Origin of the sequence: Peribacillus sp. YIM B13477, from assembly GCF_042787955.1 — a bacterium.
Lineage (GTDB): Bacteria > Bacillota > Bacilli > Bacillales > DSM-1321 > Peribacillus > Peribacillus frigoritolerans.
The window spans coordinates 61916-82127 of the sequence record NZ_JBHZPD010000012.1 but is presented as its reverse complement, the minus strand read 5'-3'; the positions used below and the strand labels follow the sequence as shown (position 1 = coordinate 82127).

Annotated in this window: 18 protein-coding genes; 7 read left to right on the top strand and 11 right to left on the bottom strand. The window is 41.8% G+C overall.

The features are described 5' to 3' along the window. Positions 1–255: 255 nt before the first annotated feature. Complete coding sequence (locus ACFX4H_RS23990) at positions 256–1554, bottom strand: hemolysin family protein (protein ID WP_377436391.1); 1299 nt, start codon at positions 1552–1554, stop codon at positions 256–258. A 196-nt stretch (positions 1555–1750) separates the two neighbouring features. Further along, positions 1751–2206: a MerR family transcriptional regulator gene (locus tag ACFX4H_RS23985; RefSeq protein WP_082201094.1), complete on the bottom strand. Its 456-nt coding sequence runs from the start codon at positions 2204–2206 to the stop codon at positions 1751–1753. Between the two features lie 602 nt (positions 2207–2808). Between ACFX4H_RS23985 and ACFX4H_RS23980 the strand changes: the two genes are divergently transcribed. Further along, positions 2809–3234: a DUF4395 domain-containing protein gene (locus ACFX4H_RS23980; protein WP_377436390.1), complete on the top strand. Its 426-nt coding sequence runs from the start codon at positions 2809–2811 to the stop codon at positions 3232–3234. A gap of 41 nt (positions 3235–3275) precedes the next feature. On the opposite strand, the gene ACFX4H_RS23975 is transcribed toward ACFX4H_RS23980, so the two are convergent. From ACFX4H_RS23975 to ACFX4H_RS23960, 4 genes are all read right to left on the bottom strand, one after another. Continuing rightward, on the bottom strand, positions 3276–5030 hold the full coding sequence (locus tag ACFX4H_RS23975; RefSeq protein WP_377436389.1) for an FTR1 family protein: 1755 nt from the start codon (positions 5028–5030) through the stop codon (positions 3276–3278). Positions 5031–5116: 86 nt separating this feature from the next. Further along, the gene (gene efeB, locus ACFX4H_RS23970) at positions 5117–6403 is read right to left on the bottom strand and encodes an iron uptake transporter deferrochelatase/peroxidase subunit (RefSeq protein ID WP_063574503.1); all 1287 of its coding nucleotides are present in this window, start codon (positions 6401–6403) and stop codon (positions 5117–5119) included. Continuing rightward, positions 6404–7249, bottom strand: coding sequence for an iron uptake system protein EfeO (gene efeO, locus ACFX4H_RS23965; protein WP_283866931.1), 846 nt, complete (start codon positions 7247–7249; stop codon positions 6404–6406). Between the two features lie 191 nt (positions 7250–7440). Continuing rightward, positions 7441–7920 carry a MarR family winged helix-turn-helix transcriptional regulator gene (locus ACFX4H_RS23960; RefSeq protein ID WP_034304838.1) on the bottom strand — a complete coding sequence of 160 codons (480 nt, stop codon included), beginning with the start codon at positions 7918–7920 and terminating at the stop codon, positions 7441–7443. 130 nt (positions 7921–8050) lie between these two features. On the opposite strand from ACFX4H_RS23960, the gene ACFX4H_RS23955 reads away from it, so the two are divergent. Together ACFX4H_RS23955 and ACFX4H_RS23950 are read left to right on the top strand one after the other, a co-directional pair. Beyond that, complete coding sequence (locus ACFX4H_RS23955; protein WP_262871563.1) at positions 8051–9565, top strand: MDR family MFS transporter; 1515 nt, start codon at positions 8051–8053, stop codon at positions 9563–9565. A gap of 128 nt (positions 9566–9693) precedes the next feature. Further along, positions 9694–10395: an SGNH/GDSL hydrolase family protein gene (locus ACFX4H_RS23950; RefSeq protein ID WP_377436388.1), complete on the top strand. Its 702-nt coding sequence runs from the start codon at positions 9694–9696 to the stop codon at positions 10393–10395. Positions 10396–10437: 42 nt separating this feature from the next. On the opposite strand, the gene def is transcribed toward ACFX4H_RS23950, so the two are convergent. Continuing rightward, the gene (gene def, locus ACFX4H_RS23945) at positions 10438–11016 is read right to left on the bottom strand and encodes a peptide deformylase (RefSeq protein ID WP_034304843.1); all 579 of its coding nucleotides are present in this window, start codon (positions 11014–11016) and stop codon (positions 10438–10440) included. A 250-nt stretch (positions 11017–11266) separates the two neighbouring features. On the opposite strand from def, the gene ACFX4H_RS23940 reads away from it, so the two are divergent. Continuing rightward, positions 11267–13000: an AAA family ATPase gene (locus ACFX4H_RS23940; protein ID WP_377436387.1), complete on the top strand. Its 1734-nt coding sequence runs from the start codon at positions 11267–11269 to the stop codon at positions 12998–13000. A 212-nt stretch (positions 13001–13212) separates the two neighbouring features. Here ACFX4H_RS23940 and ACFX4H_RS23935 read toward each other — a convergent pair whose 3' ends face one another. The 3 genes from ACFX4H_RS23935 to ACFX4H_RS23925 form a co-directional block, all read right to left on the bottom strand. Continuing rightward, the gene (locus tag ACFX4H_RS23935; RefSeq protein WP_377436386.1) at positions 13213–14667 is read right to left on the bottom strand and encodes a DHA2 family efflux MFS transporter permease subunit; all 1455 of its coding nucleotides are present in this window, start codon (positions 14665–14667) and stop codon (positions 13213–13215) included. Next, positions 14658–14837: an MbtH family NRPS accessory protein gene (locus tag ACFX4H_RS23930; RefSeq protein WP_377436385.1), complete on the bottom strand. Its 180-nt coding sequence runs from the start codon at positions 14835–14837 to the stop codon at positions 14658–14660. The genes ACFX4H_RS23935 and ACFX4H_RS23930 overlap by 10 nt, the downstream gene beginning before the upstream one ends. Positions 14838–15073: 236 nt before the next feature. Next, on the bottom strand, positions 15074–15220 hold the full coding sequence (locus tag ACFX4H_RS23925) for a hypothetical protein (protein WP_249598847.1): 147 nt from the start codon (positions 15218–15220) through the stop codon (positions 15074–15076). A 54-nt stretch (positions 15221–15274) separates the two neighbouring features. Here ACFX4H_RS23925 and ACFX4H_RS23920 point away from each other — a divergent pair, with 54 nt between their 5' ends. Beyond that, a complete protein-coding gene (locus ACFX4H_RS23920; protein WP_323603178.1) occupies positions 15275–15718 on the top strand; it encodes an ABC transporter ATP-binding protein in 444 nt (147 codons plus the stop codon). A gap of 351 nt (positions 15719–16069) precedes the next feature. On the opposite strand, the gene nagE is transcribed toward ACFX4H_RS23920, so the two are convergent. After that, a complete protein-coding gene (nagE, locus tag ACFX4H_RS23915; RefSeq protein ID WP_249598848.1) occupies positions 16070–17986 on the bottom strand; it encodes an N-acetylglucosamine-specific PTS transporter subunit IIBC in 1917 nt (638 codons plus the stop codon). Positions 17987–18291: 305 nt separating this feature from the next. Here nagE and nagA point away from each other — a divergent pair, with 305 nt between their 5' ends. Continuing rightward, complete coding sequence (nagA, locus tag ACFX4H_RS23910) at positions 18292–19470, top strand: N-acetylglucosamine-6-phosphate deacetylase (protein WP_034304854.1); 1179 nt, start codon at positions 18292–18294, stop codon at positions 19468–19470. Then, positions 19470–20204, top strand: a complete 735-nt coding sequence (gene nagB / locus ACFX4H_RS23905; protein ID WP_249598850.1) for a glucosamine-6-phosphate deaminase — start codon at positions 19470–19472, stop codon at positions 20202–20204. The genes nagA and nagB overlap by 1 nt, the downstream gene beginning before the upstream one ends. Positions 20205–20212: the final 8 nt, after the last annotated feature.

Sequence of the window (20212 nt, the reverse complement as noted above, 5' to 3'; positions counted from 1 at the left end):
ACTTATTTATACCAGCCCGAAATAACGGCATTGCAAAATACTAGAACTCACCTTATATTCTTTGAAATGATATATAGATAGTTTCATTGTTCAAAATCAATTTTAACATTTTCCAAGCTATAATGGTTACCCACACTATCATTTTACATGAATTCCTTTTCCAATTAAGTAACAGTCTGCCTTACCATTGTCATAAATGGTCCGTACATAACAAAAGCCGAAAGTTTTCACTTTCAGCTTTTGGTGTGATCCTGTTTATTTAATCTTCTTCACTTCAACATATAAAACATGGTGGCCGTCCATTTCCTTTACAGTAAATTCATATCCGGCGTATTCAATTCTATCTCCGACAGCAATTTCAAATCTGCCTGTAAGGAACCATCCACCCAATGTATCGATATCTTCCTCCGGCAAATCGATCGCAAGGGTATCATTGACATCTTCAACCAATGTTTTAGCATCGAATACATAATGCCCTTCATCAATTTTTTGAATGAGCGGACGTTCATCCTGATCAAATTCATCACGGATTTCCCCGACGATTTCTTCAAGGATGTCTTCAACCGTTACAAGACCAGCTGTTCCGCCATATTCATCGGTCAAAACTGCCATATGAATCCTTTCCTTCTGCATTTTTAGCAGCAGATCATGAATGGCGATCGTTTCAAGAACACGGATGATGGGTGTTACAAAGGAATCCACCGTTAAAGCCGTTACATTATCTTCAGTAATCGTCGCTGTATAAAGGCGTTTGATATTGACCATTCCCACGACATTGTCTTTATCACCCTCTATGACCGGATACCTTGTGTATTGTTCTTCTTGAATCAGTTCAACAACTTCCAATAATGGCATGCCTTTTTCGATAACGGTCATTTCCGTACGCGGAACCATGATTTCGTTGGCAATGCGCTCATCAAATTCAAATATCTGATTGACATATTTGTATTCCGATTGGTTGATCTCACCGCTTTTATAGCTTTCCGATAAAATGATGCGCAGCTCTTCTTCGGAATGGGCCATTTCGGACTCGGAAGCAGGCTTTAATCCGAACATGCCCGTCAGGAGACGTGCAGAACCATTCAGTAACCAAATGAATGGGTACAAAATGCGGTAAAAGAGAATTAATGGCTTTGCAAATAACAAGGTTACCTCTTCTGCCTTTTGAATCGCAACTGTTTTCGGTGCGAGTTCGCCGACTACAACATGAAGGAATGTCACGGAACCGAACGCGATCAGGAACGAGATGATGTGACTTACAGATTCCTCTAATCCCCATTTAGTGAACAATGGTTTTAAGATCGCCTCGACCGTCGGTTCACCCAACACCCCTAAACCTAAGGCGGTTACTGTAATCCCCAATTGACAGGCAGATAAGTACTCATCGATATGCGATGTCACTTTCTTGGCTGCGAGGGCATTTCTATGCCCTTCTTCAATTAATTGATTGATACGGGAACTTCTGACTTTCACGATTGCAAATTCCGATGCAACGAAAAATGCGGTTAATGCTATTAATGCAGCTACTGCCAATAATTTTATAAAAATCTCCAATATGTGCGGGTTCTCCATATAGTTCCAATCCTACTGACCTTCGGATTAGACATATATGGCTTAATCCCAAGCACCTCCTGTATAAATGGTTATTTTCGTTGAATAAGCATTTTTGCCTTATAACATGAACCAAAACCATTTAGCCTATATCGTTACTATGCACCTTTGTGCATAAAACTATAGAGATAAATTTTAATCATACGAGCAACACTAGTAATGATTGGATCAAGGCCATGCTTTCACGGGATATCTGTTTTTTTAGAATAAGCTCACTTTTTCCGTCCTTTTCAATCAAGCTGATGAATTCCTGAAGTTCTTCGTTCAGGCCATCCATTTTATTCTTGAGCTGAAGACCTTTTGCCTCAATTGCTGATGCGGCTTCCTTATCCTTTTTAAGTATTTCTTTAATATCTTCCAATGAAAGGTTTTCTCTTTTGTATCCTTCGATACGGCGGAGCCTTTCAAGTTCACCGACTGAATAATAACGGTAATTAGAGGCGGAACGTTCTGCTTTAAGCAAGCCAAGATTCGTATAATAATCTACGGTTCGTTTCGTAACATTCGCCATTTCCGCTAACTCGCCAATTTTTAAAGTCTCGTTCCCAACATAGCCCCTCCTAACCGTCACGTTATGGTTTAGACAAATCTTCATGACGTTTTATTCTATTCCATAATCGTACATTATTTTAATTGAAATGAAAAATATTTATTATGCTCTTTACCCCTTATTGGAAAAATAAAAACCGATTAATTGAATAATCGGTTCACTTTTTGAGAGTGTATAAAATATGAACGCTGATTGGAACGTAAGGCACTCGTTTTCCACGGTCGGTCCGGGAGCCTCGAACAACCGCTCCAATCAACTATGTTTAAAAATTAAGATGGAACCCTTTCTATATACAAACTCAAACCGATTAATGGTTTAGTTTATGATCTGTTCCAGTGGAGTTTATTATTTTTTCGTTTTAACTGAGAATTGATTGCTCAGTATTTTAGGACCGCACTGGCATAGGGAAGAATGCTTTAGCTTTTTTATTGGTGTTCCACATGTTTCACAAACTTTTGCTACCATTTATACTGTCCTCCTAACTTTTGTTTCATGATAAATATATTATACTACTTTTATAATAATAATCAATACTAAATTAAAATAATTATAAATAAGGGCACCTTTTATTTTATTAACCTTTCTCTTCACAAGTGATTAAAATAAGGATAAAATATAATAAAGCACATAAGGAAGGTTGGTATTATATGACGAGTGAAATTCGTTCCATTCCCCGTCCCTTAGTACGTACGAATCAATGGGTCATTTTGTTAAGCGCAGCCACCGCCTTATTGACGGGACAAATATGGATATTAGCCCTTCCTTTAACAGCGGGGCTTTTGGGTCTTCTCTTTAATTTCAATCCAGTGATGCGTCTGGCAAAGCTCTTTCTTAAAAAGAAACCGTCCGATTATATTCCTGAAGATCATTCACAGCAACAATTCAACCAGGCAATAGCAGTCGTATGCTTAGGACTTGGATTCACTTCTTTTTTGCTTGGTTGGAATGTTACCGGTTATATATTTACCTTGATGGTCGGAATGGCTTCACTCATAGCCATTCTTGGATTCTGCATCGGCTGCTTCATCCTTTATCAATGGAAGCAATATACCTATCGCCGATCACTACGCTAATAGCACACATAAATGGGACTGACATGCGTCAGTCCCATTTATTATTCGGCTGCACGTAAGGAATTACTCTTTTTGACCCAAATGGCGGCCAATGCAATCAGCAATAATAATACAGCTTGCGGCACCAGCGTTTCCATTGTTGGATAAAGACCTATCGTTTCTTCAAATGGGAAGGAGCTGATCGTATTTGTCTGTATCACTTGAGAAACCTGAAGTGAGTGGATGGAGACTCCAAGAATCTTGAAAGCCAATGCATATATGAGTATCGTTGCCACTTTAAAGAATAGGGTCATCGGTAATTTCACACTGTACCGCAGCATGATGAAACCAATAACCACTAAAATGAGGAAGGCAAGGAAAATCCCGCTCAGCAGCTGCTTTAATTCCATATAAGGAGCCATTCCCGCATAAAAGATAATCGTCTCGGCACCTTCACGGAAGATGGATAGAAAACTGATTAAAGCGAAAGAGATGATGCTCCCGGTCGCAATGGCTTGGTTCATTTGCTTGCTGATATATCGGTTCCATGCATGGACGTTCGATTTACTATGAAGCCAAAGACCAATTGTCAACATCATCAATACGGCTATTATCCCAGTGATTCCCTCAATATATTCCCGGCTTGAAGCAGCCGTGATCTGAGAGAAAACGATATTGATTATGACCGCCAATATGGAACTGGCAACTAACCCCGCACCAACTCCTGTCCAAATCCATTTTTGTTTGTCCGCTTGCCCGATTTTCTTTAGGAAAGACAGCAATGTAGCTACAATCAAGAGTGCTTCCAATCCTTCCCGTAAAAGGATCAGAGCTGCATCCCATGTTGTATAACCCGTATCCTCAATTAAAGGGAGTAACCTTGTGTTTAAATCGGTTACGATTCCCTTTGCTTCATCCGCCTTTACATTTTTCGATTGCAATAGGCTGATTGCGGTCGGGACCTTCGTCTCCATATCGCTGTAAAGTTTGCTGTCCCTTGTGGAAACCTCCCCTTCTACATTAGGCCAAATCGTTAAGATTTCATTTAGCTTATCAACGGCAGAATCAATTTCACCCTTTTCAATATCCGATGCACTTCCTTGTAAAAGTTGTGTTACATCCCCAAGTGAATAGGTGTTCTTCTGGCTTCCTACTTCAACTTTACCAGCAAGGAAATCCTCGATTAAACCCTTCAATTCAGTTAGATTTTTTTGGGCTTTTTCCGGATCAGGTGGGTCTTGGGTAATCGCTATCCGCACAAAGGCCATTTTCGTTTCGAACTCACCATATGTAGCAACACTTTTCTCCCTGACAACGACCTCTGCATCGGTCCATTGATTCAGGAGATTGGTATATTGAACTTTAGCTTGATCAAAGTCACCCTCAGCTATCAAAGCCTCCAACTTATCTATTAATGGAAGTATCGCTTGTAACCGTTCTTTATAGTCAGTCTTGTCAACAGGGTTTTCGTTTGTATCATAAATAACAAGCGTACTTGATAATGCCGATAATCGCTTTTTGATTTCATCTGTGGAGGCTTGGTCGCTCACAGCACGTTTTACTGCGGATAGCTTCTCGTCGACTTTCCTCGCACTTTCGCTGTCCGTTTTTATCGTTTTCCAATCTTGCTCGAATCGCTCGATATTTTTCGATACTTCCTCAAGGTCGCCTGATTTCACCTTCATTAAACTATCGCCAATATAAACAAAGAGCTGATCATGGTTTTCTCCCGCCGAAACCATCTTAATATCAGTCGAAAGAAATAAAAGACTGACGACTAAAACAAATATTCCACTCTTCCATCTAGAAACGGTCATAGTGGTCCCTCCTTATTCATGAACTAAAATCGCCAACTGGATAATATCCATGCTGGCGATTTTCACATCCTCATTTGAAATGATATTTATCCAAAAAGGGAATCCCCGATATATCCACCCTTTTTCACACCTGGTAAACAAGCGAACATGGCACTGCCCCTGTGAACGATATATTCGTTGAGCTTATCATTCTTTGCCAGTCGCTCTTGTATCGGTATGAATTGTTTACTTGGGTTTCGCTGAAAACAAATGAATAGCAAGCCTGCATTGAAGCTCCCTGTTTTTGGATCCATTCCATCTGCATATGAATATGGACGCCGCAATATCTTTGCTTTTCCGTCCCCTCTGGAGAGACTTACATGTGAATCTTCTGGAATGATCCGATTTCCATTTGGGTCTTTAGCTTCGAGATCCACGGTATCGAACTCATTTTTCATTCCTAGTGGAGCTCCACTGTCGCGATGACGGCCAAACGTATTTTCTTGTTCTTTCAAAATAGTCCGGTCCCAAACTTCAATGTACATCTGGATTCGCCGCACCACCATATAACTGCCTCCAACAAGCCAGTCAGGACCGTCCTCGCCCTTCACCCAAACATGCTCATTCATTTCATTATTATCATTAGTATCCGGATTGACGGTCCCATCCTTAAACCCGAAAAGGTTACGTGGTGTCGTTTTTTGTGAATCGGCTTGCTTAGTCCGTTGAAAACCTGTTTGTGCCCAATGAATGATCGCTTTCCCTCTGCCGATCCTCACTAAGTTCCGGACGGCATGGAAAGCCACTTGAAGATCATCTGCACATGCTTGAATACAAATATCCCCACCGCTCCATTCTTCTTCTAAAGCATCTAAAGGGAATTGGGGCAGGTCCTTTAATTCAGCAGGTCTTTTTGATTTCAAACCAAATCGATCTTTGCCATCCTTCGAAAACAGGGTCGGACCTACTCCAAAAGTGATCGTTAAATTGGAAGGTGATAATTCTTTCGCTTCCCCCGTATCCTTTGGGGGCATATTCGTATTAAGTGATGTATCACCAATCAAATTCCCCGCTGTCATCTGAGCCGCAGCCTCTGTCCAATCCTTGAATAACTGGATTAAGTCTGATCTTTTATCCGTGGTTACTTCCAATGACGCGAAGTAAAGGTTATCTTGCGCTTCAGTGGTGATACCAGCTTGATGCGCTCCATAAAAAGGTACAATATCCTTAGTTTGTCCCTTCGCCTTTTGTTCAGAAAGTGTCAGCAGCCCGCCAAATCCGGATGCTCCTATCACGACTCCGATTCCACCCACTCCTGCCGTTTTCAGCATGTTACGACGACTCACCTTTTTTGTAAAAAGTCCGGTTTCATCTTTCGGCGTATGTTCTTTCAATTAAGATTCCTCCGTTACAATCCCTATTTGCGAAAGTGGTTCAGCCAATGCATCAATTGCTTGACTTAACTTTTTGACTTCAGATTCCTTTAAATCCGTATATGAGATGTATCCATCCCCTTCTTTATGCTTTTCAAGCAAGTCGTATACATCGTCAAAACGTTGTTGGATTTCCGCAGCAAGCTTCGCGTCCTTTTCTTTCAGCGCTGGAGTAAGCAGTTCATAGATCTTTTCTGCACCTTCAACATTTGCAGCGAAATCATACAGGTCGGTATGGGAGTATCGGTCTTCTTCTCCTGTCACTTTGCTCGTGGAAACTTCATTCAATAAATCCACCGCACCCGTGATCAACAAATCAGGTGTTACCTCAACCGTTTCAACTTTGGCTCGAAGCAAATTGACGTCACTCATTAATTGTTCTGCATACTTTTCGTAGCCCTTCGTTGTATTTTCTTGCCATAGCCCCATTTCAATCCTATGGTAACCGCCCCAGTCTTCATCTTTGACATCCCCTTCACGCGCATCGATTTTGGGATCAAGATCGCCAAATACTTCAGCGATTGGTTCCGCTCTCTCATAATGCATACGGGCTGGTGCGTATAATTCCTTCGCTTTTTCAATATCACCGGCAGATACGGCCTCAGTGAATTCTTCCGTTGCGTTTACGAACTCTTCTATTTCACCGATGGCATATTCCCGGTACTCGCTAGATACATCATCAAGCTTACTCGCACTTGCTTCTTTGGCATTATCATCTGCCGGCTTGGCTTCTTCCTTTTCCTGCGCACAGCCAAATAATAGGCTGGTTGATAGTAAGACTGCTAATGACGCATTTGCTTTCTTCATTTTGTATTCTCCCTTTGAAATGATTTGTAGATTTATATTAGCAGATAATGAGAATCATTATCAATATATATTTTTAATGGAAACGTGACATTATTCATTCTCTTTGAAAAGAATCCACGCTATCCCTTTTGCTTACGCAGGATAAGTAGATCCCAGCTGGCTAAAAATAAAAAAGGCAGCCTACATATCAGCTACCTTTCACGCTCACTCATTAACTTGTCATTTTCTTTATCCATAATTTTTGTGATTTCCTCAACAAATTGATTGATCAATATTAGCTCTTGTTCATTATAAGCTGAGCATAATTCTTTTGTGGCCATGGAGAGCGATTGATAGTGCGATTTAATCTGTTCCTGCCTTTCCGGTATCGGCATAATCATGACCTTTCTTCCGTCCAATTGATCTCGTTCCCTTTTAACATAACCCGACTTCTCCAGGCGATTGATCAGTGCCGTAACCGAACCCGTGCTCAATCCTGTAATTTTGGATAATTCACCAGCGGTAATCGGTCCTGTTTCATTCAATATTTCAGCACTCTTTAAGTCCGTATGGGACACCCCTATTTTCTGGGCCATATTTTGTTGAAATAAAACGGATCTCATTCCATACCGCTGCAATCTGTGTGTTAAACTCTCTAACAGAGCTGAATTCAACCTATTATCGCTTGACATAAAATGCCACCCCTTTTACACTTGAATTTATCTTGATTATCAAGATAAATGTTTTGTTTCATCTTAACGTTTACCCTTCAACCATGTAAAGGAAAATTCATGAGCTGGTTGATATGAAGGAGGAAAATAAATGAACGTTCAAAAAAAACAAAAATTCATTGTTGCCGGTTTACTACTGGGTATCCTGATGTCAGCAATGGATAATACGATTGTTGCGACTGCGATGGGAACGATCGTTTCTGATTTAGGCGGATTTGATAAGTTTGTATGGGTGACATCCGCCTATATGGTCGCAACGATGGCAAGTATGCCGATATTCGGTAAGCTTTCGGACATGTATGGAAGAAAGAGGTTTTTTATTTTCGGACTTATAGTCTTTTTGATTGGTTCCGCATTATGCGGCATGGCTCAGAGCATAGTGCAGTTAAGTATCTTCCGTGCAATCCAAGGGATCGGCGGAGGCGCCTTGATGCCTATAGCCTTTACGATTATTTTTGATATTTTCCCACCTGAAAAACGGGGGAAATTAACTGGCCTTTTCGGTGCTGTATTTGGAGCATCAAGCGTATTGGGACCACTTTTAGGTGCTTATATTACTGAATACTCCAGCTGGCACTGGATTTTCTACGTCAATGTTCCGATTGGGATCATTTCTTTATTTTTCATCTGGAATTATTACAAGGAGTCACCCAACACCCAGGAGCAAAAAATTGATTGGGGTGGCGCAGCAACTCTCGTCATAGCCGTTATCAGCTTAATGTTCGCTCTTGAACTAGGCGGGGAGTATGGTTGGAGTTCCTCTCCCATCATAGGCCTGTTTGCCAGTTTTGTGGTTTTCTTCGTTTCATTTTTCTTTTTCGAAAAAAGAGCAAGTGATCCAATCATTTCATTATGGCTGTTTAAAAGGCGATTATTTGCCACTTCTCAAATTTTAGCCATTCTTTATGGCGGTACATTCATTATTTTAACCGTCTATATCCCGATTTTCGTGCAGGCAGTTTACGGTGGTTCAGCAACAAATGCCGGACTGATCCTAACTCCCATGATGCTTGGTTCTGTATTCGGCAGTGCAATTGGCGGGATATTCAATACAAAGACAAGCTTTCGTAACTTAATGACGGTTTCCGTCATCTGTTATTTTGCAGGAATGCTTTTATTAGGGACCATCACCCCTGATACCAGCAGGACTTTATTAACTTTGTACATGATTTTGACTGGATTTGGCATGGGCTTTTCCTTCTCCCTTTTGCCTATAGCATCCATCCACAACTTGGAACCTAGATTCCGGGGGTCGGCCAACTCAACAAACTCCTTTCTCCGTTCTTTTGGGATGACACTCGGTGTAACGATTTATGGAGCGATTCAGAACAATGTATTCACAAGTAAAATGACGGATGCGTTTAAAGGAATGCAAGGAAGTCCGGATACAGCCGGATTAATGGAGGACCCACGCCAGCTCTTCCAATCGGAAGCACGTGCGGAGATTCCGGATTTTATCCTGGATAAAATCGTTCATGCGATGTCCGATTCGATTTCATTCATCTTCACCTTGGCCCTCATTCCGATCGGTCTTGCAGCCATCACTGTGTTCTTCATGGGAAAAACAAGGGTGGAAACACCTTCGAAAAAGGAATCATTGCAATAAACAAAAAGCGCTGCACTCCCAGCGCTTTTTGTATTTTCATCTCCCTTCTATAAAGGAGGTGAAGATTGCCGAAATATAATTCCGCTACTAAAATATAAGTAACACATTCACATACCGAGGTGAGAAGTTTGAAGATCGTATGTTTTGGAGACAGTTTAACCAGAGGCATTTCTTATGTTAGGGGGCGCCTTCGCATCATTAAAGAAAATTATCCAAACTCTTTAGCTAAGCTAACAGAATCTTTGCCATTCGTCGAAGTTTTGAATAAAGGGGTTTTCAATGATAACTCCGACCTGTTGGTTAGCCGGATCGAGAAAGACGTCATGTCGGAAAATCCCGATATCGTATTAATAGAGGTCGGTGGAAATGACTGTAACTTCCATTGGGACGAAGTAGCCAAGAATCCAGAAGGTGACCATGAACCCATCGTTCCAATCGAACGCTACCTGGAAAATGTCACACAACTTGTCAAGCAGGTTCAGGACAAGCATATAACCCCTTTCCTTTTAACTCTTCCGCCACTGGATCCTGCCAGATATTACAGATCCATCGCCGATAAGTTCGGTCATTCAATCGGGCATTTCGTTTCCCATGTCGGCGGTATTGAACATTGGCATGGGATGTACAATCGCCAATTGAAAAGCCTTGCAGAGGAACTAAAGGTGCCTTTGATCGACGTCCGTTCCCATATTAAATCCTCCGGTGACTTGGGTCCCTTGATTAGCGATGATGGCATCCACCTCACTTCAGAAGGATACCAGCAAATGAGCCTGGCCATTTTCAGTGATTTGCTGAAGCATATGGAAGAAGATAGGTTCCTAAAGCCATAAAACGGTAAAAAGGCAAAGCATGGCGCTTTGCCTTTTTGGGTTTTACAGACTTTTCACTTCCACGTTTTCCGGAAGCTTGAAAGGGTTTTCGGTATTGATCCGGTCATAAAACATCATCCCGTTCAAATGATCTAGCTCATGTTGAAACACGATTGCAGCAAAGCCCTTCAGCCGCATCTCTATTTCCTCACCATTACCGTCAAAAGCTTTGATTTTAACCCGTTCATAACGCGGTACATATCCTTTAATATCACGGTCGACAGAAAGGCAGCCTTCACTTTGCGGTAAATAGATCATTGTGGCGGAATGGCTGATGATTTTCGGATTCACAAGGGCATATTCAAACAGCTTCCCCTTTTCGTCGGGGAAATACATGACGAACATGCGTTTATTCAAGCCTATCTGATTGGCAGACAACCCAACTCCTTCACGCAAGTTGAACTTCTTTTGGAGTTTTGGATCCTGACTGTTTTTCAAGTATTGCATCATGCATTCCAGCGTTTCACGATCTTCATCCGAAATCGGCAGGCTAACTTCATCCGTTACCTGACGCAGAATGGGATCCCCTTCTCTAACGATATCCTTCATCGTAATCATATAGTCTTTTATAAATTTACTCATAGAACTTCACACTCTTCTACCATTTTATTTTTTCATGACTTAGACAATTTCACTTTAGCATTTCGCATTTAAAAAGTCTAATATCCCGGATAGATTAAATATTTTTAAATTCCGGACTCTTTAAACTCTCATACATAAGTGTTATTTCTTTCATTTAACATTATTTACCTTTAATTTAAGGTATAAAGACCTATAGATTACATGTTTAAAAATTTTATACTGAATATATATTCTTAAAGGAGATGAAAAATTGAACTCGAACTCTAAATTAGTTTCGAAATTGCTGCCGTTCCTTACGGCTCTCATTGTGATAATTGCTGGAATCAGTTGGTATGCTGTTACTCAGTCAAAGGATATGGTCATTCCTTTTTCATCGGTGGAAAAAACGATTAAAGCCCAAAATGGAGCTCTTGTCACCATTGAAGAAAAAAGAAATGGCACTCTTCACATCTCCACACCAGATGGAGAATACGTTTCAAGTATTCCTCCCAACAGTCAAATGATCAATAAACTTGTCGAAACTTATAACGTTCAATATTCTTTTTCATCAACTAATAAATCAGCATTATGGATTTTAGGCGGGTTAATGGCGGCCCTCGTCACAACCGGTGTCATTATACAGAAAAAATCAAAGGGCGGATTGCGGATCGGCAGCAAAAAACAAAGCCTTTCCACCCCAAAACCCTTGCCAGAGATAACTTTGGATGATGTAGGCGGTTTGCAATCCGAAATCAAACAGGAGATCCTTCAGACACTTACTACACTAAAGGAACCTGAACGTTCAGCTAAAATTGGAATTAAGCCGCCTCAAGGCATTTTATTATACGGCCCTCCTGGAACGGGGAAAACGCTGCTTGCACAGGCAATTGCAAAAGAGCTTGGTGCAAACTTCTTCTCAACGAGCGGTTCAGCCTTCAACGAAATGTTTGTTGGAGTCGGTGCAGCCCGTGTCCGCAGCCTTTTCCAAAATGCACGTAAACAATCGCCAGCTGTCATTTTCATCGATGAAGTGGATGCATTGGCTGGTAAAAGGAAACCCCAGGGCGGGGAAGAAGGCGAAAAAACGTTAACCGAACTGCTTGTCCAATTGGATGGGGGCCATCCAAATGAAGGCATTTTATTCATTGCAGCGACCAACCGGAAAGATATGCTCGATGAGGCATTTCTACGTCCGGGCAGGATCGATTTCTCTTTCCAAGTCCCACTTCCGGATACACAAGGAAGAAAGGAAATCATCGATATCCATACGAAGGGAAAGCGTCTAGCGACAGATGTCCTGGCTTCCCTGGATGAGTTGGCTGAAAGTACATCCGGTTTCTCCGGCGCTGACTTAAGCTCCCTGTTCGATACTGCCTCACGTCATGCCCTGAGGAATGAACAGGATATGATTCGTAAACAGGATCTTGATTACGCGATTGACCGTACGATACTTGGAGCGACATCACGTACTTTGAATGATGCGGATACGAAGCGGCGTGTGGCCATTCATGAAAGTGGACATGCCCTGATTGCTGCTTTGACAAAGCCTGGCTCCGTTAGAAAGGCGACCATCATTCCGCGTGGGGAAGCCCTTGGATATGTAGCGCCGATACCAAAAGAGCTCCATCTGGCAACAGCCAGTGAATTGCTCGATCAAGTCAAAATGATCTTGGCAGGCGGCGTGGCGGAAAGAATGTATTTAGGGGAACATAGCATAGGTGTAGGCGGAGATGTACAGCAGGCGAAACATCTGCTGGAACAAATGGTCGATACCGGAATGCTTCAAGATGGATTCACCCTCACTTTCAATAAAGGTGAGAAGGAGCAAAAGATGCAGGAATTATTCACGAAAGCGATTCAGGAAACGGAAATGTTGATTGACTCGAATCGCCTACAGTATGAAGAGCTCGTTGAAGAGTTATTGAAAAAAGAGACACTTGAAGGATCTGAAGTTCAGCGTATCGTTGACGCTTTGGAAATAACCGGTATATGCTCGAATGCATAATACTCTTCTTCACTAAGTCTTAAGAACTGATTTCCAGAGCCTGTTTGCAATAAAACAGGCTCTTTTTTTCATATGTGGTATTGAGCCGCAAAGCCAATCTTTAATTAATAATTTATGTAGGCAGTCCCTGTGCTGCTAGCAAAATGAAAGGGAGGTCACTGGCAAAAATCACAGTGGCCTTCCTTTACCAGAAACCTGACTGAATAAGTTACTTATCCGCTTCTGACCTGCTTTATATCAAGGGATTTAGCCATGTGCTGTTTCGGTATCTTGGCCTTAAAATCATCCTTTTTCAAACGCATCGCAAATAATAGGGCTATGACGAGCAAAGCCACAGAACCTAGGAGAGCAAATTGATAGGATATTAAATTAACATCGTGCTCCCCATTCGTTCCTATCGAGCTAGTGCCCACTTCCCCCAGAATGCTGGCTAGGATGGCTACACCAATGGCAGAGCCAATCCGGTTTTGGACATTGAACAATGTGGCCGCCATTCCCATCGAAGCAGAGTTGATATTGGTGAAAGTGGAAAACTGTACGGCCACAACAGTATGTCCCAAACAGATACCGACGCTAAATAATAAGGCACGAAGGAACCAGGGGTTGGCTGTCGGCCCGACAATGCTAATCAATGTATAAATGATGATTGTACCAATCAGCCCTATCCGGATCACCTGATGTATGCCCAGTTTCTTCGTAGTCCAAGGCATCATCCGGGAGGCCACCATCAAACCTATAGCTTCCGGGAAAGTGGTCAGCCCGCTTTCTAAAGCTGAAGCATGAAGCGAACTTTGATACATTAACGGGAACACGAAGAGCATCCCCAATAAGCCCGCCATTGAAAATAATGAAATGATGCCCAATGTCCGAAACAATCGATCGGATAATAAACGCAAATCAAGCATCGGTTCATTCACACGCAGCTCCAATAGAATAAATGAGAGAACAAGAACTGCACCGATAATTCCTGTATATATGATAACGGGGGAGTCCCATCCTTTAGATGGTCCTAAGCTCATTGCATACATCAGCATGGAAAAGCCTGCAGCTGACAATAAGAATCCTGGAAGGTCCAATCTGCCAGCAGTTGGTTCTTTATTTTCTTTTAAAAACCATACACCGAATAACAGGACCATAATTCCGAAAGGGACATTTATATAAAATGCCCAACGCCAAGACAGCTGCTCCGCAAGGAATCCGCCTACAATCGGTCCAACAGCTGGTGCGAATGCTATGGGAAGCACAAGGGAACGGGACACCTTTGGGCGTTCTTCAACAGAGAACGTTCTAAATAATATGGCCATTCCAACTGGTGTAAGGATCCCGCCTCCTGCCCCCTGCAAAACCCTGAACAAATTCAAGGTTTGAAGATTATTAGCGAATCCGCATAAAAAGGAGGCTGCCGTAAAGACACCCAATGCCATCAAGAAGATTTTCTTGGTTCCAAAACGATCCCCAAGCCACCCAGCTACCGGAAGGAATACAGCCAGGCTTACTAAATATCCAACATTAATGCCACTGGCTGAAGAGGGATCAAGGTTAAATTCACTACTGATCGTTGGCAGGATCACATTGACAATCGTCCCGTCCATCGAAACCATGAACATCGCTATGACATAAACGATGCTAACTACTATTTTAGGGTCCATTTGCATCCTTACTTCCATTTTATTCCATCAATGCTAGCAACTAGTTTTATGTATTTCCAGCAGTCCTCTCGATATATCAATGACCAGCCTTCTGGAATAACCAAAAAGGCGGGCCAAAGGGAATTTCGACCTTCTTCAATTATAAATTCATTGTAGATCCCATTTTCATTCACGAAACGGTTGGTCATCAGTCATTGTCCTCCTTCATAATTTTTTCAAATTCTCGATAGTGAATGTTTGTTAGCAATCTCCTAGTCAATCAATAATGATAATCATTATCAATCATAATCTACAGGTAATGATATATATTTATAACTTACTGGTCAAGTACCTTCCGTGGATTTACTGAGAAAGTCCTATTTCTTACCAGGCACATTTCTCTTCAAAGCAAAACGCAGGAAAAACTGAAAGATGCCCTTCCCCTTCAAACTCGTTGTACATTCACTCTGCGATCCTTCAAGGATAATCTTTTTGATAATTCCAAAGCATTTTCATTCGTGCCGCTTTTATGGGTGCCTTCCAGCTCCCACACGCCAAGCAAAAAGGAAATATCACCATTTCCTTGATTCAATCGGGAAAAACTTCTCCTCCTCCTCACGGAACCACTTTTTGTTCCAATGGAAAGATGGGCTTCCAGCCATTTCGAAACCGGCAAATCGCCAATCCATCCGGTGATCAAAGACAAAAGGTTCGGCTGGCAATGGCTTTAGCACAGAAAACGGAGATTTTATTATTGGATGAGCCAACCACCTACCTTGATATGGCTCATCAACTAGAGGTTTTGCAAATAGTTGAAAAGCTTAATAAAGAACAAAAAATAACGACTGTCATGGTATTGCATGATATTAACCATGCGTCCCGGTTTTCACATGAAATCATAACGATGAAGGAAGGGGAAATCGTTAAAATCGGTACCCTGGGGGAAATCATCACACCTGCCGTTTTAGTGGAAGTCTTTCGTATTCATGCAAGGGTTATGATAGATCAGGCCAATGGTGTACCCGTTTGTTTTGGTTATGACAATTTATCACAGCAAGAAGTATATAAAGAAACCGTTTTATCCAATTGAAAGGTGTGGTTCGTAAAACGTATAATTCATCAAATGATATTCCCGAATCAACTGATTCAAACCAACACCTAACTCCTCAGGTATGGTTTCCATCTGAATTTTATAACATAGTTGATTGGGGCGGGTGTAAGAGACTCCTGCTTAGAAAAGCGCGTCTAGGGAGACCCCCTAGGTACAAGCCGGGGAGGCTCCCCGACCGCTCGCGGAAAGCGAGTGCCTGGATCGTGGATTGGAAATCAACATCCAAATTGTACAAGCCAAAAACTGCAGGCAAACCACTTTTCCTTGAGTTTGTCTACAGTCTAAAGTTAAAAGGGATGTCGACAAGTCGACACCCCTTTTTTAACCGCTTTATAGTTTTTCCAACTGGATGATATCTGGTGTATTTTGTTTCTGGATCCCTGACTTTTGCAACTTCACTGCCGTTCCTTCAGGTAAGTTAGTGAATATAATAGGAGTGACCGTTGATGGTGCATTCCGTTTAATGAAATCTAAATCAATTTCCAAAAGAGGTGTTCCTTTTGTTATTCTTTGGCCTTCTTGAACAAGAGCTGTGAACCCTTCTCCATTTAATTTAACTGTATCCAAACCAACATGGATCAGAATTTCCAGACCATTATCCATTTTCAATCCCAGTGCATGATTTGTCGGGAAGATACTTAGCACTTCCCCATCGATTGGGGATACTAGTTTTCCGTTGACTGGCTCGATAGCGAAGCCATCCCCCATCATTTTCATGGCAAACACTTGATCGGGAACTTGTTCTATCGGTAAAATGGTTCCTTCAATTGGAAGGACAAAGTCATTTGCATCCAAAGCTTGATTTTCCTCTACTATATCCTCTGCCACTTGTACTTGTGCAGATGGACCTGCTTTCACTTGGCTTGGATCGACGCCATCCTTGACAAGTTGTTTCATTGCATTTGCAACGAATTCAACATTCGTTCCAACAATGACCTGTACACTCGATTTATTCAACTTCATGACACCGCGCGCGCCATGCCGTTTTAAGGCTGCTTCATTCACATTTCCTGAATCGGCCACTTGTAAACGCAAGCGTGTTGCACAGTTATCAATTAGCTTTATATTCTCTTTACCGCCAAGATCTTGAATGAAAAGCGATCCCATATCGGTATATTTATCCCCTGTTTTCACAATGGTTTCTTCTTCCACTTCTTCCTCATCGTCTTCACGGCCAGGTGTTTTTAAATCCATGATCTTGATGACAAAAAAGAAAATCACGAAGTAAACTGCCGCGTATACCAATCCAATCGGGATTAACCATAGCGGTTTTTGCGCAATACCAAAGTTCAAGAAATAATCAATGGCTCCTGCAGAGAATCCAAACCCATGATGGATATCCAATATAACAGCAAGTGCCAGAGAGACCCCGGTTAAAAGGGCATGTATTACATATAACACCGGTGCGATGAACATGAAAAGAAATTCAATCGGTTCAGTGATTCCTGTAAGGAAAGAAGTGAAAGCCAATCCAACAAGCATCCCCGTCACCAATTTACGTTTCTCTTTCTTAGCAGCTGCAATCATCGCTAATGCTGCAGCTGGAAGACCGAACATCATGATCGGGAAAAAGCCGGTCATGAAGGGCCCAGCAGTCGGGTCCCCTGCGAAGAAACGATTTATATCACCCGTCGCTCCATTGTACTCACCAAAGACGAACCAAACCATACTATTCAAGACATGATGCAATCCTACTGGAAGCAATAAGCGATTCAATACGCCGAATACGCCAGCACCCAATGCCCCTGCACCTGTAATCCAGTCACCGACACTATTTATTACATCTTGAATCGGCGGCCACACAAAACCGAATATTCCCGCAAGTAAGATCATCGCAAGCGAAGTGATGATCGGGACGAATCGTTTCCCTGAAAAGAATCCAAGCCATTCAGGGAGTCTTATGTCGGAGTATCTATTATATAGAAGAGCGGCAACTATCCCCGATATAATACCGCCTAAAACAGCCATGTTGATTTCTTTATCAATCGCTTGTGTACCATTCGTTAATACAAAGTATCCAACAAGGCCTGATAATGCCGCAGCGCCACTTCCATCTTTGGATAATCCAATCGCTATTCCCAAGGCGAACAATATCGCAAGGTTATCGAATATCGCCTTTCCAGCTGCGGCAATAAAGGCAATATCAAGTAAATCCGGTTGCCCTAAACGAAGCAATAACGCGGCTGCTGGTAAAACGGCAATCGGTAGCATTAAAGCTTTCCCAATCTTTTGTAAAAAATTTAACATCGAACTCATCTCCCTTGTACCTAACTTCTTTGATCAACAACAAGATGTATTAAGCGTTTTCATTTTATCAATATAATAACTTTTCTTTGGGATTATACTAGCACAGAAAATATATAGATGTCTATACCAATTTACTTGTAAATATACTATATTCTTCGAAAACAAAGTAAAAATATCATTTTTGTTCTTGATACTCACTAACTGGTCTAGACAACTTTTAATAAAAACGATAAAATGAGGGCAAAATATATGAGACCATTTCATGACTCATTCATTAAGTTTTACTTTCATAAAGGAGATTATGTATGAAAACATTCATTATTAATAATCTGATGGTTCACAGCGAAAAGGAAACATACAAAAATGGGTACATTAAAGTCGTGGATGGAAAAATTGCCGAAGTTGGTCCAGCCAGCCAATACAAACAGGACGATGATGCCAAGGTGATTACTCTTTCACCGGATTATCAGGTAATTCCCGGTGCCATCGACATTCATATTCACGGAGCATCCAATTCCGATGCAATGGATGCCACACATGACGCATTATCCATAATGGCAAAGACCCTTCCTAAAGAAGGAACCACCAGCTTTCTGGCCACTACAATGACCCAATCCACCCAAGCCATTGAATCAGCACTTCTTAATGCTGGTAAATATATCGAAAATCAAACTCAGGAAAATGCTGAAATAGTTGGAATTCATTTAGAAGGTCCTTTCATTTCACCGGCCCGTAAAGGAGCACAGCCTGAGGATTATATCGTTGATCCTGATGTCACTCTATTTAAAAGATGGCAGAAAATGGCAGAAAATCAAATCAAGCTTGTAACGCTTGCTCCTGAACAACCGAACGGATTAGATCTTGCCGCCCACTTAAGGGGAACTGGCGTCGTCGCCTCCATCGGCCATTCAGATGCAACATATGACCAAATAGATGAAGCAATCCAGGCAGGGACTACCCACGTTACACATCTTTATAATGGGATGCGTGGACTCCATCACCGCGAACCTGGCGTTTTGGGAGCTGCTTATCTTCGAGACGAGCTATATGTTGAACTTATTGCTGACGGCATTCACTGCAGGCCAGAAATGATCAAGCTCGCATATAACCAAATTACCAGCGAACGAATGATACTGATAACGGACTCACTTCGTGCCAAATGGCTTGAAAAGGGAACTTATGATTTAGGTGGTCAGCCTGTTAATGTTGACGAAACGAAAGCAACGCTTTCAGACGGCACACTAGCCGGCAGTATATTGAAAATGAACGATGCCATCAAGAACACAATGGAATATACCGGTTGTTCCATGACTGACATTATAAAAATGACGGCTGAAAACCCTGCCAAACAACTTCGGATTTTTGACAGAAAAGGAAGCATCCAAGTCGGCAAAGACGCAGATCTTGTAATATTGAATGACCGCCTGGACGTTGAAATGACTTTCTGCAGAGGAAATTTAGCTTTTAAAAAGGAGAATGCATAATGAATATCATACAAGTGCAGGACTATACGGAAATGAGCCGGACAGCCGCAGAAATAGTGATCGGAAAAGTCAAAGGAAATCCGAATATCAAATTGGGCCTTGCAACAGGCGGCACCCCTAAAGGAATGTACGATAATTTGATTGAAGATCACGTGACTAATCATACTTCATATGAACATGTAACATCTTTTAACCTTGACGAGTATATCGGCTTAAAACCAAATGATCCAAACAGTTACCATTTTTATATGGATGATTCCTTATTCACACACATCAATATAAATAAAGAGCGTACTCACCTGCCTAATGGCACAGCCGATGACACGAATGGAGAATGTCAACGGTATGACGAAATGATTGATTCCGTGGGCGGGATCGATCTTCAGATACTTGGCATTGGCCAAAATGGCCATATTGGTTTTAATGAACCTGGAACTTCCTTCACATCCGGTACACATGTCGTGACACTTGAAGATTCGACGCGCCAAGCGAATGCACGTTATTTCGACTCCATAGACGAAGTTCCGACACATGCCGTTACGATGGGCATTTCAACAATCATGAAAAGCAAAGAAATACTGCTGCTGATTTCTGGTGAAGAAAAAGCCGAAACACTGAAGAAATTGATACACGGTGACATTTCCGAGGAATTTCCTGCATCTATCCTAAAAAAACATAATAGTGTTACAATTATCGCAGACCAAAAAGCGTTATCCGGAGTGATAATACCCTAAAGGAGCGA

Coding starts and splice junctions, on each gene's coding strand:
- ACFX4H_RS23985 (WP_082201094.1), bottom strand. CDS start 2,206: ATGAAGATTTGTCTAAACCATAACGTGACGGTTAGGAGGGGCTATGTT.
- ACFX4H_RS23980 (WP_377436390.1), top strand. CDS start 2,809: ATGACGAGTGAAATTCGTTCCATTCCCCGTCCCTTAGTACGTACGAAT.
- ACFX4H_RS23975 (WP_377436389.1), bottom strand. CDS start 5,030: ATGACCGTTTCTAGATGGAAGAGTGGAATATTTGTTTTAGTCGTCAGT.
- efeO (WP_283866931.1), bottom strand. CDS start 7,249: ATGAAGAAAGCAAATGCGTCATTAGCAGTCTTACTATCAACCAGCCTA.
- ACFX4H_RS23960 (WP_034304838.1), bottom strand. CDS start 7,920: ATGTCAAGCGATAATAGGTTGAATTCAGCTCTGTTAGAGAGTTTAACA.
- ACFX4H_RS23955 (WP_262871563.1), top strand. CDS start 8,051: ATGAACGTTCAAAAAAAACAAAAATTCATTGTTGCCGGTTTACTACTG.
- def (WP_034304843.1), bottom strand. CDS start 11,016: ATGAGTAAATTTATAAAAGACTATATGATTACGATGAAGGATATCGTT.
- ACFX4H_RS23935 (WP_377436386.1), bottom strand. CDS start 14,667: ATGGAAGTAAGGATGCAAATGGACCCTAAAATAGTAGTTAGCATCGTT.
- ACFX4H_RS23930 (WP_377436385.1), bottom strand. CDS start 14,837: ATGACCAACCGTTTCGTGAATGAAAATGGGATCTACAATGAATTTATA.
- ACFX4H_RS23920 (WP_323603178.1), top strand. CDS start 15,275: ATGGGCTTCCAGCCATTTCGAAACCGGCAAATCGCCAATCCATCCGGT.
- nagE (WP_249598848.1), bottom strand. CDS start 17,986: ATGTTAAATTTTTTACAAAAGATTGGGAAAGCTTTAATGCTACCGATT.
- nagA (WP_034304854.1), top strand. CDS start 18,292: ATGAAAACATTCATTATTAATAATCTGATGGTTCACAGCGAAAAGGAA.
- nagB (WP_249598850.1), top strand. CDS start 19,470: ATGAATATCATACAAGTGCAGGACTATACGGAAATGAGCCGGACAGCC.